The sequence below is a fragment of the Streptomyces sp. NPDC050548 genome (assembly GCF_044457385.1).
Lineage (GTDB): Bacteria > Actinomycetota > Actinomycetes > Streptomycetales > Streptomycetaceae > Streptomyces.
In genome coordinates, this window is record NZ_JBITGV010000001.1 from 549,681 (window position 1) to 562,260 (window position 12,580).

14 protein-coding genes and 1 pseudogene are annotated in these 12,580 nt (G+C 65.5%); 6 read left to right on the top strand and 9 right to left on the bottom strand.

The window, feature by feature from the left end; genetic code table 11:
- Positions 1-91: 91 nt before the first annotated feature.
- Positions 92-988, top strand: coding sequence for a class I SAM-dependent methyltransferase (locus ACIBJH_RS02590; RefSeq protein ID WP_399115010.1), 897 nt, complete (start codon positions 92-94; stop codon positions 986-988).
- Here the strand turns inward: ACIBJH_RS02590 and ACIBJH_RS02595 are convergent.
- The gene (locus ACIBJH_RS02595; protein ID WP_399115011.1) at positions 975-1,625 is read right to left on the bottom strand and encodes a TetR/AcrR family transcriptional regulator C-terminal domain-containing protein; all 651 of its coding nucleotides are present in this window, start codon (positions 1,623-1,625) and stop codon (positions 975-977) included. The two genes, ACIBJH_RS02590 and ACIBJH_RS02595, sit on opposite strands and share 14 nt — an antisense overlap.
- 81 nt (positions 1,626-1,706) lie before the next feature.
- Here ACIBJH_RS02595 and ACIBJH_RS02600 point away from each other — a divergent pair, with 81 nt between their 5' ends.
- Complete coding sequence (locus ACIBJH_RS02600; protein WP_399115012.1) at positions 1,707-3,131, top strand: FAD-dependent oxidoreductase; 1,425 nt, start codon at positions 1,707-1,709, stop codon at positions 3,129-3,131.
- A gap of 170 nt (positions 3,132-3,301) precedes the next feature.
- Here ACIBJH_RS02600 and ACIBJH_RS02605 read toward each other — a convergent pair whose 3' ends face one another.
- From ACIBJH_RS02605 to ACIBJH_RS02625, 5 genes are all read right to left on the bottom strand, one after another.
- Positions 3,302-4,000 carry a class I SAM-dependent methyltransferase gene (locus tag ACIBJH_RS02605; RefSeq protein ID WP_399115013.1) on the bottom strand — a complete coding sequence of 233 codons (699 nt, stop codon included), beginning with the start codon at positions 3,998-4,000 and terminating at the stop codon, positions 3,302-3,304.
- Between the two features lie 239 nt (positions 4,001-4,239).
- Positions 4,240-4,428: a hypothetical protein gene (locus ACIBJH_RS02610; RefSeq protein WP_399115014.1), complete on the bottom strand. Its 189-nt coding sequence runs from the start codon at positions 4,426-4,428 to the stop codon at positions 4,240-4,242.
- A gap of 169 nt (positions 4,429-4,597) precedes the next feature.
- On the bottom strand, positions 4,598-5,518 hold the full coding sequence (locus ACIBJH_RS02615; RefSeq protein ID WP_399115015.1) for an alpha/beta hydrolase: 921 nt from the start codon (positions 5,516-5,518) through the stop codon (positions 4,598-4,600).
- 77 nt (positions 5,519-5,595) lie between these two features.
- Positions 5,596-5,937, bottom strand: coding sequence for a hypothetical protein (locus tag ACIBJH_RS02620; protein ID WP_399115016.1), 342 nt, complete (start codon positions 5,935-5,937; stop codon positions 5,596-5,598).
- Positions 5,938-6,043: 106 nt separating this feature from the next.
- The gene (locus tag ACIBJH_RS02625) at positions 6,044-6,427 is read right to left on the bottom strand and encodes a nuclear transport factor 2 family protein (RefSeq protein WP_399115017.1); all 384 of its coding nucleotides are present in this window, start codon (positions 6,425-6,427) and stop codon (positions 6,044-6,046) included.
- A 550-nt stretch (positions 6,428-6,977) separates the two neighbouring features.
- Here ACIBJH_RS02625 and ACIBJH_RS02630 point away from each other — a divergent pair.
- The 3 genes from ACIBJH_RS02630 to ACIBJH_RS02640 all read left to right on the top strand — a co-directional run bounded on the left by ACIBJH_RS02630 (position 6,978) and on the right by ACIBJH_RS02640 (position 8,608).
- Positions 6,978-7,841 (top strand): helix-turn-helix transcriptional regulator, encoded by an 864-nt coding sequence (locus tag ACIBJH_RS02630; RefSeq protein WP_399115018.1) that lies wholly within the window; start codon positions 6,978-6,980, stop codon positions 7,839-7,841.
- 302 nt (positions 7,842-8,143) lie between these two features.
- Positions 8,144-8,290, top strand: coding sequence for a hypothetical protein (locus ACIBJH_RS02635; protein ID WP_399115019.1), 147 nt, complete (start codon positions 8,144-8,146; stop codon positions 8,288-8,290).
- Positions 8,291-8,311: 21 nt separating this feature from the next.
- Entirely contained in the window at positions 8,312-8,608 is a 297-nt protein-coding gene (locus tag ACIBJH_RS02640; RefSeq protein ID WP_399115020.1) for an ester cyclase, read from the top strand.
- 115 nt (positions 8,609-8,723) lie between these two features.
- Here ACIBJH_RS02640 and ACIBJH_RS02645 read toward each other — a convergent pair whose 3' ends face one another.
- The 3 genes and pseudogenes from ACIBJH_RS02645 to ACIBJH_RS02655 all read right to left on the bottom strand — a co-directional run.
- Complete coding sequence (locus ACIBJH_RS02645) at positions 8,724-9,734, bottom strand: hypothetical protein (protein WP_399115021.1); 1,011 nt, start codon at positions 9,732-9,734, stop codon at positions 8,724-8,726.
- Positions 9,662-10,354, bottom strand: coding sequence for an IS1634 family transposase (locus ACIBJH_RS02650; RefSeq protein ID WP_399115022.1), 693 nt, complete (start codon positions 10,352-10,354; stop codon positions 9,662-9,664). The genes ACIBJH_RS02645 and ACIBJH_RS02650 overlap by 73 nt, the downstream gene beginning before the upstream one ends.
- A gap of 130 nt (positions 10,355-10,484) precedes the next feature.
- Positions 10,485-10,718 (bottom strand): annotated as a pseudogene (locus ACIBJH_RS02655) (LysE family transporter); the annotation flags it as partial.
- A 35-nt stretch (positions 10,719-10,753) separates the two neighbouring features.
- On the opposite strand from ACIBJH_RS02655, the gene ACIBJH_RS02660 reads away from it, so the two are divergent.
- Positions 10,754-12,331, top strand: coding sequence for a recombinase family protein (locus tag ACIBJH_RS02660; RefSeq protein ID WP_399115023.1), 1,578 nt, complete (start codon positions 10,754-10,756; stop codon positions 12,329-12,331).
- Positions 12,332-12,580: the final 249 nt, after the last annotated feature.

Here is a 12,580-nt window from a genome sequence, read left to right on the forward strand (position 1 = left end):
CCGTTTGGCCGGGTGGCGATGGGCAGATGCCGAGGAGTCCCGCGCGGGCTCAAACAGGCGAGCCCGTCCACACCAGGGAGCGTTCTCCACGATGACCCTCGTACCAGGCACGATACGACCGCCCCGCCGGCTCGACGACGTTCCCGGCTGGTTTCCCGTTCTCGACCAGGTGCTCTTCGAATGGTTCCTGGACCGGCAGGAGGCCATGGGAACGCGGGGCGATCTGCTGGAGGTCGGGGTGTACATGGGCAAGAGCGCGATCAGTCTCGGCCGGCACCGCCAGGACGGCGAGAACTTCACCGTCTGCGACCTCTTCGAAGGCGACGCCCTGGACGACGCCAACCAGGCCGAGTCCACGAAGTCGTACCGCGCGCTCACCCAGCAGGTCTTCGAGGACAACTACCTCGCCTTCCACGACACCCTGCCCCGGGTCCTGAAGGGCCCCAGCAGCATCGTGCCGGACAAGATCGCCCCGGCCGGCTGCCGCTTCGTCCACATAGACGCCTCGCACCTGTACGAGCACGTCCGCGACGACATCGGCGCGGCCCGCGAGGCGCTGCTGCCGGGCGGGATCGTGGTCCTGGACGACTTCCGCTCGGAGCACACGCCCGGTGTCTCCGTGGCCGTCTGGGAGGCGGTGCTCACCAGGGGCCTGCGCCCGATCTGCCTGAGCACCCAGAAGCTCTACGGCACCTGGGAGGACCCGGGCCCGGTCCAGGACGAGCTGCTGGCGATGGTGCGCGGGCGCGAGGACTGCCACCTCAGCATCCAGCAGGCCGCGGGGCACCGCATCGTCCGCCTGAAGTCCAAGAAGGGCATGCAGGCCCCGCCTTTTCCGCCGTCCCGGTTCGCGCACCGCGCGGAAGAGGTCGCGCCGGGCAAGGCCTCGCCCCGCCGCCGTGGCGCGACCCGGACCCGCCGCTTCGCGGCCGACCTGCTGCCACCGATCCTGACCCGCGCGATCCGCAACGGCCTCAGCCGCTCCTGAACCGGGCCTCGATGCCCGCGATCACCAGGTCGAGCCCCTCCTCGAAGTGCCGGCCGTAGTCCTGGAAGATCTCCGCGCCCGCCGCGGCCGACATGGGGAAGTCGGCCAACAGGCGGGCGCGTTCGTCCATGTCGTAGCCCTCGCGGCGCTCGTCCGGCAGCGGCTGGACGCCTTGCTCCTCGCTGACGAAACCGATCGTGTAGAGGTACGACGTCGAGGTCGCGCGGACCGCCTGGGCGAGGGTGAAGCCGGCCTCCGTGAACAGCCGCAGGGTGTCCTCCATGTGCACGGCGTGCAGGGTGCCGGTGAAGCGTGAGCCGCTGAAGACCTTGGCGCCGTCGCGGTAGCCGAGCAGTGCGGAGCGCAGGCCCCGGTTGGATTTCAGCAGCCGCTCCTGCCAGGTGTCCTCGCGCGCGAGCGGGGCGTCGGCGACCATCCGCCGGTACATCTCCGTCGCCATCTCGTCGAGCAGCGCCTGCTTGTCCTTGAAGTGCCAGTAGAGGGCGGGCGCCTTGACGTCCAGCTCCTTGGCGATGGCTCTCAGGGACAGCCCGTCGAGGCCGCCCTCGTTCAGCACCTTCAGGGCGGTGTCCGCGACCCGTTTGCGGTCGAGGGGGATGCGTCGTTCCGTACTCACGCTTGACAGCTTGACAGCTTAACGGCGTTAAGGGCACCCTGATACCCGTAGTCATTTAACAGTGTTAAGGAGATGGGGATCATGACGGAACACGTGGATGTACTGGTGGATGTGCTGATCGTCGGCGCCGGCCCGACCGGCCTCGCCCTCGGCATCGACCTGGCCCGGCGCGGAGTGTCCGCGCTGGTAGTGGAGAAGGCGGACGCACTGTTCCCCGGCTCGCGCGGCAAGGGCATCCAGCCGCGCACGATGGAGGTCTTCGACGACCTCGGCGTGATCGACGAGATCCTCGCGAAGGGCGGCGCCTACCCGACCGGGGCGGTCTGGAAGGACGGCCGGAAGGTCGGCGAGCACCGGATGTTCGAGCCGTCCGAGACGGACCCCGACACCCCGTACGGCACCCCGTGGATGGTGCCGCAGTGGCGCACCCAGGAGATCCTGTTCGCGCGGCTCACGGAGCTGGGCGGGACGGTGGCCTTCGGACGGGAGGTCACCGGCTTCACCCAGGACGAGACGGGTGTGACGGTCGAGTTCGCCTCCGGTACGACGGTCCGCGCCCGGTACCTCGTGGCCGCCGACGGCGGTCGCTCGCCCGTCCGCCGGACCCTGGGCATCGGCATGACCGGCGAGACCGTCGACCCGCACCCGATGCTGGTCGCGGACGTCCGCATCACCGGTCTGGACCGCGACAGCGTGCACGTCTTCCCGCCGCACGGGGACGCCGGCTTCCTCGCGGTCTTCCCGTTGTCCGGCACCGAGGACTTCCAGGTCATCGCCCAGTTCCCGGAAGGCACCGACGTCGACCTCTCGCTCGACGGCATCCGGGGGACCGTGGCCGCCCGCACCCACCTCGCCCCCGAGGACGTGACCGAACTCCGCTGGGCCTCCGACTTCCGGCCGCGCGCCGCACTCGCCGACCGCTTCCGCGCCGGGCGGGTCTTCCTCGCCGGGGACGCGGCCCACGTCCACTCACCGGCCGGCGGACAGGGCCTCAACACCAGCGTCCAGGACGCCTACAACCTCGGCTGGAAGCTCGGCGCGGTGCTGCGCGAGGGCGCCCCCGAGTCCCTGCTCGACACCTACGAGGAGGAGCGGCTGCCCAACGCCGCCGACATGCTCGGCATCTCCACCCAGGTCCACCGCGGGGAGTTGGAACGCGGCAAGGCCACCCAGCAGCTCGCCCTCGGTTACCGGGACCGTTCACTCGCCGTGGACACCCGCACGGACCTGCCCGAGGACGCCCTGCGGGCGGGCGACCGCGCCCCGGACCGCACGATCGACGGCGTCCGCCTCTTCGACACCTTCCGCGGCCCGCACTGGACCCTGCTGGCCCTGGACACGAAGCCCCCGACGGCCGTCGGTGATTCGGTGCGCGTCATGGAGGGCCCCGCCGTCGAGACGTACGGCACGGGCCTCTTCCTGGTCCGCCCCGACGGGTACGTCGGCTGGGCGGGCACGACGGAGGACGGCCTCGCGGAGTACGCGGAGCGCTACGGCCTCCGCTAGACCCGTACTTCGCGGGTCACCCGTTAGTGGCGGCCCAGCGCATGATCGCCGACTGGTTCCCGTCGCAATCGGACGCGCAGTGAGAATCGCGCGTCCGGGACGATCACCCGACGACCGACCCCGATCACGTGATCTTCACGAACGAGTGACAAGTCCGGGACTAGACAGGACTAGATACCGTCACCAGCAGTGCTGATCGACGGCGCCGGCATCTCGGGCACCGAATCGATCTGCCGGCGCGGTGCGGCCCGGTACGCCGACCGTCCGGTGGTCTCGTTGTCGTCTCTGGGACGACGGCAGTGATACACCAGGGCCGGAGGCAGATTCGCCCACACGGTCCGCCCGAGGACGACTTCCTCGAACCGATCCGCCAATGACCGGCGGAACCGGCAAGCCGGGATGAACCGGCGGGCATGGACATAGGCGAAGGTCGTGAAGGCACCCTGTGGTGACAAGGCGTCCACGACGGCGTCGAGCAGTTCACGCTGTCGTTCGTGCCGAAACGACGCCCACGGCAGGCCGCTGACGATGGCATCGGCCTGACCGAGGCCGCGCTCGGCAAGGATGGTGGAGACGTCACGGGCATCCGCCGTGACCGCGTCGAGGCCGGCGAAGCGTTCGGTCAACAGGGCGGTGAAACGCTCATTGACGTCGAGGGCGATATGCCGCCCCCGCCCGTCGAGTCGCTCTTGAATCGTCCGGCTGAACCCACCGGTGCCGGAGCCAAGTTCCACGACGACCGGTTGCCCCATTGACGGAATCGGTGATGCCATCTGCCGGGCGAGAGCTTTGCCGCTCGGTATCACCGATGCGACAACGGTTGGCGCCTTCACGAACTCACGGATGAACGGAATGAGAGTGTTGTTCACGACGCTTTCTTTCTGACTGACGATAAACGGGCGGACTCGATGTGTCGGGTCATCGGTCATTGCATGGCGCGCCGGGCATCGCGCCGCTCTACGAAGCGCGCGGCGGTCCACCCCAGCTTGGTGAGGGTTCCTCGCGTGCGCGCTCGCCCTCCCCGGACAGCCCGGAAATTCCGAGCACACCGAGCGTTCGACTACTGGGTGAGGAGACGCTGGAGGCGATCAGCGAGTTTGAGTGTGCGCTACACGACCTTGGGCTTGTCGACCAAGGCGCCGGCGTTGTTGTAGAACAGCCCAAGCTCGATGACCTTGCCGTCCTTGATGGTGAATTGTTCGATGAAGTGGGTCAGCTCTCCGGTCGTGACGTCCGGGATGCCGATGCACGCCCCAGTTTGTGAAGCCCGGACTGCGACGGCCTGAATCGGCTCCATCAGTGACCAGCGCGGAGGGCCAAGTGGGCCCGCTTCAGGCCGCCTTCACGTACCCGAGGCCGACCTATGCACTGCGGCCGCATGACTCAATCAACATCACCAACAGAGTCCTGCTATTGACGTTAGGCGTTGCAAGCCCGTGCCAGCTACGAACCTGTACCAGACGACGCTATAGGTGACGCCCAAAGAACTCTTCAAGTTTGGCGACAGCCTTTTCTACCGCAGCTTCATCGTCGTACAGGCGATGATGTGTCGCTCCCGGAACTTCAAACCACTCCTTCGGTTGCGCCGCTTTTTCATATCCTGCGTTGCTCATGAAAATCGTGGCGGCTTCTGTCCCGACGACGAACAATACGGGGCGCGGCGCGATACGTTCGATTTGCGAATAGTAGTTGAAATCCATGAGCCGTGCGTAATCCGTAAAGACGAACACGCTGCGAGAGTTGGGATGCTGAGCCCTTGGAGTCCTATAATAATCGTAGGATTCCTCGATGACCTGAGGCAGGTCCTTCGGCATCTCTTTCAGGAAGCTCGCGTCCCGTCGGATAGTTTCACCACGCGCTTCCGCGGTGCGTTGCCTTCCGATTTCCACTAGGGCGGTGGTCCTGTCGTACTGCGGCGACGGCCACCCTTCTCGTGCTGTCACGCCAAGGTCCCAAAGACTTACAGAAGCAATGGCTTTAGCTCGCATTTCGGTAGGTGCGACCCCCAGTGCGTACGACCCTCCAGCGCAAATGCCGAGAATTCCGATGCGGTCCTCATTCACTGCAGGCAGGGTCGCCAGGTAGTCAATGGCGCAGCGGATGTCCTCCATGCGCTCCGCCGGGTTCTCAGTGTCCCGAGGGTATCCGCCACTTTCGCCCTGGTGGCTGGCGTCAAAAGCCAGCGTTACATACCCTCGGTCGGCCATTTTTTTCGCGTAAATTCCAGCTGTCTGCTCTTTGACGCCACCAAAGGGATGTACAACAACCAAAGCCGGGTATGTTTTAGTTTTCTCCATATTGGGGGGACTGAACAGATTTCCAGCCATGCTCGAATACTGGTTGGGGAAGGTTACTTTCGTCGGTTGAATAGATGCGCTTGCGCCCATGACGGTCTCCTTACGTGTTGATTAAATCAATTGATTGGGTCGCTCCGGCGCAACGGCCCTTCGAGCAGTTTTATTGATCAGGTGAAGCGCGATACCGCCCCCGGCGCCGCCACCTCACGCTCGCCATGGCGGCACTCGCGCTCTTCGCCAGCTGTACCCACCATGCCCCGGTCCTGCCCGACGACGGCAATGCTGAGCCTCCCGCCTGCTTTCGCCAGACCGCCCTTACCGTGCCAGAAATCCAGACGCCTGCTCCAACTCTTCACGGCCAGGCCACGCAGATAGTCCAAGGCATGCGCCCTCGGCTCACGGCGAGAGAAGAGCGGGGCGAGATCGGCCGCGAACTCGTCGAACTGCTCCTGGAACAGTTGGGGATCTATGCTGACGGCAGAGGCCGCCTGATCTTCATGATGCGTCACAACACCATGCCCAACTGGCGGCCTCGCCCCTGCTGCAGTACCTCATCGCATCCACCACCCCGTCAGATCGCGAAGTGCGGCTGGAGTACTGGGCCACTTGCATGCTCTATTTCAGAAGTGGGGTGGTGTCAAAGTAGAAGTTCCGCATCCGCCACAATTTTTCATCGCGCAAGATCCAGTGTTCAGCAATCCAGAGCTCGTCTCCCGTAGTCGATCGTCCGCTCAGCAGCGCGGCGACGTGATCTCCATCGGCCGACAAACTGACCACACGGATGCTCGCAACGTCGACTGCCGCTGCGAACTTGGGCAGCACATCGCGGAAGAAAGCGTCAGCATCATGCACGCCGCCCCATGGCAGGGTCGGGGGGACACTCTCCTCGAAGTCCTCATGCATGGCCGCACGGAACGCGTTCCCGTCACCGCTAAAAGATGCTTCGTATACCTGACGGACGATTTCACGGTTGCGTACTTCCTCAACAGAAGCGGTCATAGTCAAGCCTTTCTGTGATCATCTCGGATACTGCGGGCACCATATCGGTCCTGTAATTCGCAGATCGTTAGCCTCGATCGTTCATGAGTCCTCGTTGGTTTGCTGACGGGGACTCTGCGTTTGCGTGGTGCGGTCTTTTCGGGGCTGGGGCAGGTTGCGGGTCCGGCTCTCGCGTCGGATGGGCGCCGGGCTCCGCTTCACCGGTGTGGCGGTGCGGGTTGTCGGGACGGTCGATGTGGCTGGTCAGCCGGGGTTCGGCAGGGCGTGGAGCGCCGATGGCGGAGACCTGCAGGCCCTGGCCGAGTGTGCGCGTATGCATGGTGCGTCCTCCCGCAAGCGGTCGTGTGGTGACCGGCGTCTTCGCGCTTTCCGTGCAGGGCGCCCTTGCGCCGCTCCGGAGCATCCATGACACATTCGGGGCGGCCCCGCCCGGTGCCGCAGCCGATGGAACCTCAGCTCAGCGGCGTGTGGAAGGACCGCCTGTTACGTGTACTGGCAGTACACCCCTCAGCGGGTGATCGGCCCCCAGCACCGCCGTAGCCTTGACGCCGTGGACCAGCACAGCGAAATCCGTGAGTTCCTCAGCGCCCGACGGGCGAAGATCACCCCCGAAGAGGCAGGGTTTCCGGCCGTGGGCGGGCACCGGCGGGTGCCGGGCCTGCGCCGCGCGGAGGTCGCCCTGCTGGCCGGGATCAGCGTCGAGTACTACGCCCGGCTGGAACGCGGCAGCCTCCAGGGTGCCTCTGACACCGTCCTCGACGCTGTCGCCCGCACCCTCCGGCTCGACGAGGCCGAACACACCCACCTGCGCAACCTGGCCCGCACCGCGCACCCCGCCGCCCGCCGCGCATCACGCCGGAGCCGGCCCCAACAACCTCTGCGCCCCGCGCTTCAGCGCCTGCTCGACGCCATGACCCAGGCCCCCGCCGTCATCTTCAACGGCCGTCTGGACGTCCTGGCCACCAACCGCCTCGGACGCGCCCTGTACGCCCCGGTCCTCGCCGGTGGCGCCCGCCCGGCCAACTTCGCCCGGTTCCTCTTCCTCACCCCGGGCGCCGCGGAGTTCTACGCCAGCGCCCACACCACCGTTGCCATCCTGCGCGCCGAGGCGGGCCGTGACCCCTACAACCGTGACCTGACCGACCTGATCGGCGAGCTGTCCACCCACAGCGAGGAATTCCGTGTCCTGTGGGCCGCCCACGACGTACGCCTGCACCACAGCGGCACCAAAACCTTCCACCACCCGGCGGTCGGCACCCTCAACCTCACCTACGAGGCCATGCCCCTGCCCGCCGACCCCGGCCTGACCCTCACCGCCCACACCGCCGAGCCCGGCACCCCCTCCCATGACAGCCTGAAACGCCTCGCCGACTGGGCCGCCACCCCCGACCACGCCGACCTCCCCCAGCCTTGACCGGCACCCACGCCGCAGCCGCACGCTGCATATCGGCCGGTTCTGGTACTGCAGCGCATCGACGATCTCGCCCATCGCGTGTTGCCGGCCCGCTGAGCGCGAGGCACGGTCCCGAGGGCCTGGGAGCCGGGCTCGGCGTGCTGGGGTCGGCCGTGTGCTTGGAGTAGCGCCGACCGTGACCGTGGGTGGCGGGGCGATCGGCGAAGTCGTTGGAGAATCACCGGAATCCGGTGATGGCCTCTCACCGTCCCGGGAGGTGAGCCTGGGACTCATCCCGATCGATGCCCGGATGGGAGATGACTGTGACAACCGGAACCGAAGTGCTCGTTCGCCGCGCGTACCACTTGGCGGAGGGTGACGTGCTGGACGTCCAGGGGTTCGCCGGCCTGTTCGGCGTGTTCACCGGCATCGGCGGTGTGACTCCCCGGGAGAGCTACCGCGGTGAGTGACTGGGCGACGTGGTCGCCTGGATGGGCAGGCTGCTTCCGGACGTCCACCGGGAACTGCACCGGGTCAACGTGCTCGGGGACGTCGTCGCGATCGAGTTGTCGATCCAGGGCACCTTCCTCGGACCGTTCGAGACGCCCGCAGGGGTGATCCAGCCGACGGGGGCCAAGCTCGACATCCCGACCGCGGATTTCTGGTACGTGCGCGACAGCAAGATCCAGGAGTTCAACTGTCATATCGGTATGACCGCCATGTTCGCGCAGATGGGCGTTCTGCCGGACTTCGCGTCCGCGGTCACGTCCTCCGCGGCCGAACGATAGGGCCGACCGACATGGGGGTGCGGCCACTCGGCAGTCACACACCCATAGGCCCCTGCAGGGCGGTCCCAGGTGCCGGCGTCCGCGTCGCTAGTTCCGTACTTCGCGGGTAGCTCGTTCAGGTCTCTGGCCAGCGGGGATGCGTCGGTTCAAGGCCGAGGAGGTCGAGGAGATGGAGCTGGACGCCGCGGCTGATGACGATGGTGGGTGGGTCGGTGGCATGACCGACTCGCAGCCGCAGGCCGGAGAGGTGGTAGAGGATCATCCGGCCGGTGGGCCGGACCAGCTGGTTGCCGGGATACAGTCCGGGCATCTTCTGGTCGCCCCCGAGGGCCTGGCGGACCTGGCGTTCGATCAGGCAGAACACGAGCAGGGCCAGGCAGATCACCGTCACCAGTGCGGCGACCCGTTTGTTGTCCTGTACGAGGACGGGGGTGACGGCCAGGGGGCCTTTGAAGTCGCCGTAGCGGCGCTCGACGGTGCCTTGGCCCTTGTGGCGCCGCAGCACCTCGGCGGCATCGGCCTGTTCGGGGGTGAGGGTGGTCAGCAGCGCGTACCAGCCGTCGACGGCCGCCTCGGCCTGGAGGACGTCCTGGTCGAAGTGCCAGTCGAGGGTGGGCCGTCCGGTGTCGTCGGTGGTGATCTCGGTGTACAGGCAGCCGGTGACCCGGCGGGTTCTGGCGATCACGCCGACGCGCTGAGCGATCTTCTCGGCGGTGTTGTAGTAGCGGCCGCCGACCCCGCGCTGCAGCTTGTCGAGCTCCTCTTGGGCCTTGGCCAGGCGTTTGTCCCGGGCCCACCGCTGACCTTTGGCGTTGCCGGTGGAGTGCACCAGGATCCGGCGCACTTCTACCTGCGGATCGCGCTTACGTGGTCCGGACAGGACGTGGGTGTCCTCCAGGACCCGGTAGGTCTCGCGCTGCTGGGCCGGGGTGTTCTCGTCCCGGGCGGGGGTGTAGTCCACGACGGTGGCCGCATCCAGGTCGAGGGCGGCATAGACCGCGTCGTCGACCGTGGAGGCCGGGGCCGGGGCGACGAAATCGCATCTGGCCTTGATCAGCGTGGTGACGTTGCGGTACGAGACGAGCTTGGAGTCCGCGACCAGCAGGAACTCCTTCGGCCCGGCCATGGCCCGGCCATGGCCCGCAGGGCGTTCATGGCGCCGGTGACCTGGGAGATCTCCGCGGCTCCGCCGTCGATGACGCGGGACAGCAGCGGGATGCCACCGTCGCCGCAGACCGCAAGGCCGGTCTGGATCTGCTTGAGGTCGTATCTGCGGTCCTTGGGATGCCCGTGCTTGACCTGGGGATAGTCCTCGTCCTGGTCATCGGCCGGATAGGCGCCGTACAGAGACATCGACGTCATGTCCCAGTGGAACGTCGACACATCGATGCCGAACTCGCCGATCGCGCGGGCTCCGATGCTGTCGGTGAGCTCCGTCAGGTGCGGGGCGATGGCGTCCAGCGCCCGGCCCAGCCGGTCGTCGTTGAGCAGCTCCGGCTCGATGCCGAAGACCTCCTCCACCGCCCACTCACGCGCCCAGTCATCCACCCGCCACAACGGGGCGGGCGCGGTCAGCCGGTTGGCCACCAGCGTCCCGATGACCTGGCCATGCGTCAGATGAGCGATGTCACGGCCCGGGCACAACCGGTCGACGGTCCCGGCCACATCCAGCCGGCGCAGAAACTCGGCAGCGACAGGCAGAGCGCCCAGACGCTTCTCCACCACGGCGCTGACCACGCATTCCATGCGCGGACGCACCGCCCGTGGCCGCGGGGACCGGGAAGACTTCGTCACACCCCACCAACGCGGCCACGGCTCCAACAGACACTCTCACGGGTCCCGAACCAGCCGATTCAGTCACCCGCGAAGTACGGAGCTAGACGGAACTGGCCAGCGACAGCTTCACCGCGAACCCGAGGAACAGCGCGCCCGCCGCCGAGGTCGCCCCCGCCGCGAGCCGCCTGCGCCGCCGGAAGGCCGTCGCCAGCAGGGTCCCGCCGAAGATCAGCGCACTGAGGTAGAGGAAGCTCGCCAGCTGCGCGAAGGCGCCGAGCACGACGAACGACAGGGCGGGATAGGCGTACCCCGGGTCGACGAACTGCACGAAGAACGTTCCAGAATCCAACTGCATGTACGCTCGCGCCCATGACCGCTACGAAGACCGCTCCCGAGTGGACTGCCGAGGAACTGGCAGAGCTGGCCGAACTCCAAGCCACGAACGATGCGCTACCAGAGGGCGCGCCCCGTGGGCTCCTGTCGGTACGCCTGTCCATCCTCACCGAGGACACCACCAGCCCAGCCCGGCAGGAGCTTGACCTTCGTCGCCATGCCATCCGAGAGGGCATCAGGGTTGTCGGCGTAGCCAGGGACCTCGGAGTGTCTGCGACCAAGAAAGCACCTTGGGAGCGGAAGGAACTCGGGGACTGGCTCAACAACCGCATACCAGAGTTTGACCTCATTCTGTTCTGGAAGTTGGACCGGTTCATCAGGCGCATTTCTGACCTACACGAGGTCATCAAGTGGTGCGAGAAGTTCGGGAAGAACCTGGTTTCTCTCAATGACACGCTGGACTTGTCATCTCCCATGGCCCAGGCGATGGTGACGTTCGTCGCAGCAGTTGCAGAGATTGAAGCCGCCAACACCAAAACCCGCGTTTCATCCCACTGGGAATACACTAAGCAGCAGGACCAATGGCGTATCGGTAAGCCATCGTATGGCTACAAGACTGGCAGGGTGCGCGGGAAACTCCGCCTAGTACAAGATCCCAAGCAAGCGCGGGCAGTGCGCTACATGTACGAAGCTGCGATGCGGGGGGTTCCGGCAAACCGAATCGCTAAGGTCCTTGACAGGGCCAAGGTTCCGACCTACAGCAACGGGAAATGGAACAACCAGCAAGTCCTCAGGACCCTTAGGAATCCTGCCGTTAAGGGGATTCGCACGGAGGGAGGAACGAAAGCGGTCACCTACAAATCCACACCGGTACTGGACAAGAACGGCCAGGAAATCCGGGTCACGGATAACCCGATCTTGACTGATGAAGAGTTCGAGAACGTACAAGCAGCACTTGCCACCCGCTCGAAGAACAAGCGCCATCATGAGAAGAACCGCCGTCCCACCAGGTTCCTCGGCGTCATGAAACACCAGTGCGGTAGAAACGTTAATGAAACGAACAACTACAAAACGCTCTCTACTGGCGAAGCGAAGGAGTACCGATACTTGCGGTGCCCCGAGTGCCGGAAGCCCGGATTCGTGACACCAGATCCTGAGCATGTGTACTCGGCTCTGGCACAGGCCGTCTTTGAGGCCCTGGGTGATTTCGAGGTGATCCGCCGTGAGTACGCCCGAGGCGACGAGAACAGGCGTGAGCGGAAGCGACTGGAAGATTCCATCGCCTACTACATGTCTGGGTTGGAGCCCGGTGGAAGGTTCGATAAGGCCGGATTCATTCGCGAGAAGGCAGAGACAACGCTAGACGCTCTCATGAACGACTTGACGAAGATCGACCCGGAGTCCACAAAAGATAGGTGGGTCTACGAAAGCACCGGCATTACCTACAGCCAACACTGGAAGACCGGTGGCGTAGAAGCCATGGAAAAAGATCTAGTGAGCGCCGGAATCACTTTCGAACTTGGAAAACAGGACGATGGGGAACTGTTGGGGCGGTTGATCATTCCGCACGATGTTGAGAAGCGACTGATCAGGATGGACAACAACTGGAGTTAGCCATACCGGCGCACTCCGCGAAACCAAAATGCCCCCTCCGGAAAAAGGGGGCATTTCTTATGTCAATTCTCGGATGGATAGACGACATCAGCAACAACTCTCCGGTTACCGTCCTGATCCTGGATCACGGTTACAACACGCATACTCCCCCTACCTCGACCCCGAGAACGTGCGCCGGGTGCTTGTGGTGAAGAAACCTTGCATCGCTCCCCCCTGGCGAAGTCAAAGGCACCGTTTAAACGCCCTTCC

Excerpts from the sequence above, each read along its gene's own strand:
- ACIBJH_RS02590 (WP_399115010.1), top strand. The coding sequence starts at position 92 with ATGACCCTCGTACCAGGCACGATACGACCGCCCCGCCGGCTCGACGAC.
- ACIBJH_RS02600 (WP_399115012.1), top strand. The coding sequence starts at position 1,707 with ATGACGGAACACGTGGATGTACTGGTGGATGTGCTGATCGTCGGCGCC.
- ACIBJH_RS02610 (WP_399115014.1), bottom strand. The coding sequence starts at position 4,428 with ATGGAGCCGATTCAGGCCGTCGCAGTCCGGGCTTCACAAACTGGGGCG.
- ACIBJH_RS02615 (WP_399115015.1), bottom strand. The coding sequence starts at position 5,518 with ATGGGCGCAAGCGCATCTATTCAACCGACGAAAGTAACCTTCCCCAAC.
- ACIBJH_RS02625 (WP_399115017.1), bottom strand. The coding sequence starts at position 6,427 with ATGACCGCTTCTGTTGAGGAAGTACGCAACCGTGAAATCGTCCGTCAG.
- ACIBJH_RS02640 (WP_399115020.1), top strand. The coding sequence starts at position 8,312 with ATGGGCAGGCTGCTTCCGGACGTCCACCGGGAACTGCACCGGGTCAAC.
- ACIBJH_RS02645 (WP_399115021.1), bottom strand. The coding sequence starts at position 9,734 with ATGGCCGGGCCGAAGGAGTTCCTGCTGGTCGCGGACTCCAAGCTCGTC.
- ACIBJH_RS02650 (WP_399115022.1), bottom strand. The coding sequence starts at position 10,354 with ATGGAATGCGTGGTCAGCGCCGTGGTGGAGAAGCGTCTGGGCGCTCTG.
- ACIBJH_RS02660 (WP_399115023.1), top strand. The coding sequence starts at position 10,754 with ATGACCGCTACGAAGACCGCTCCCGAGTGGACTGCCGAGGAACTGGCA.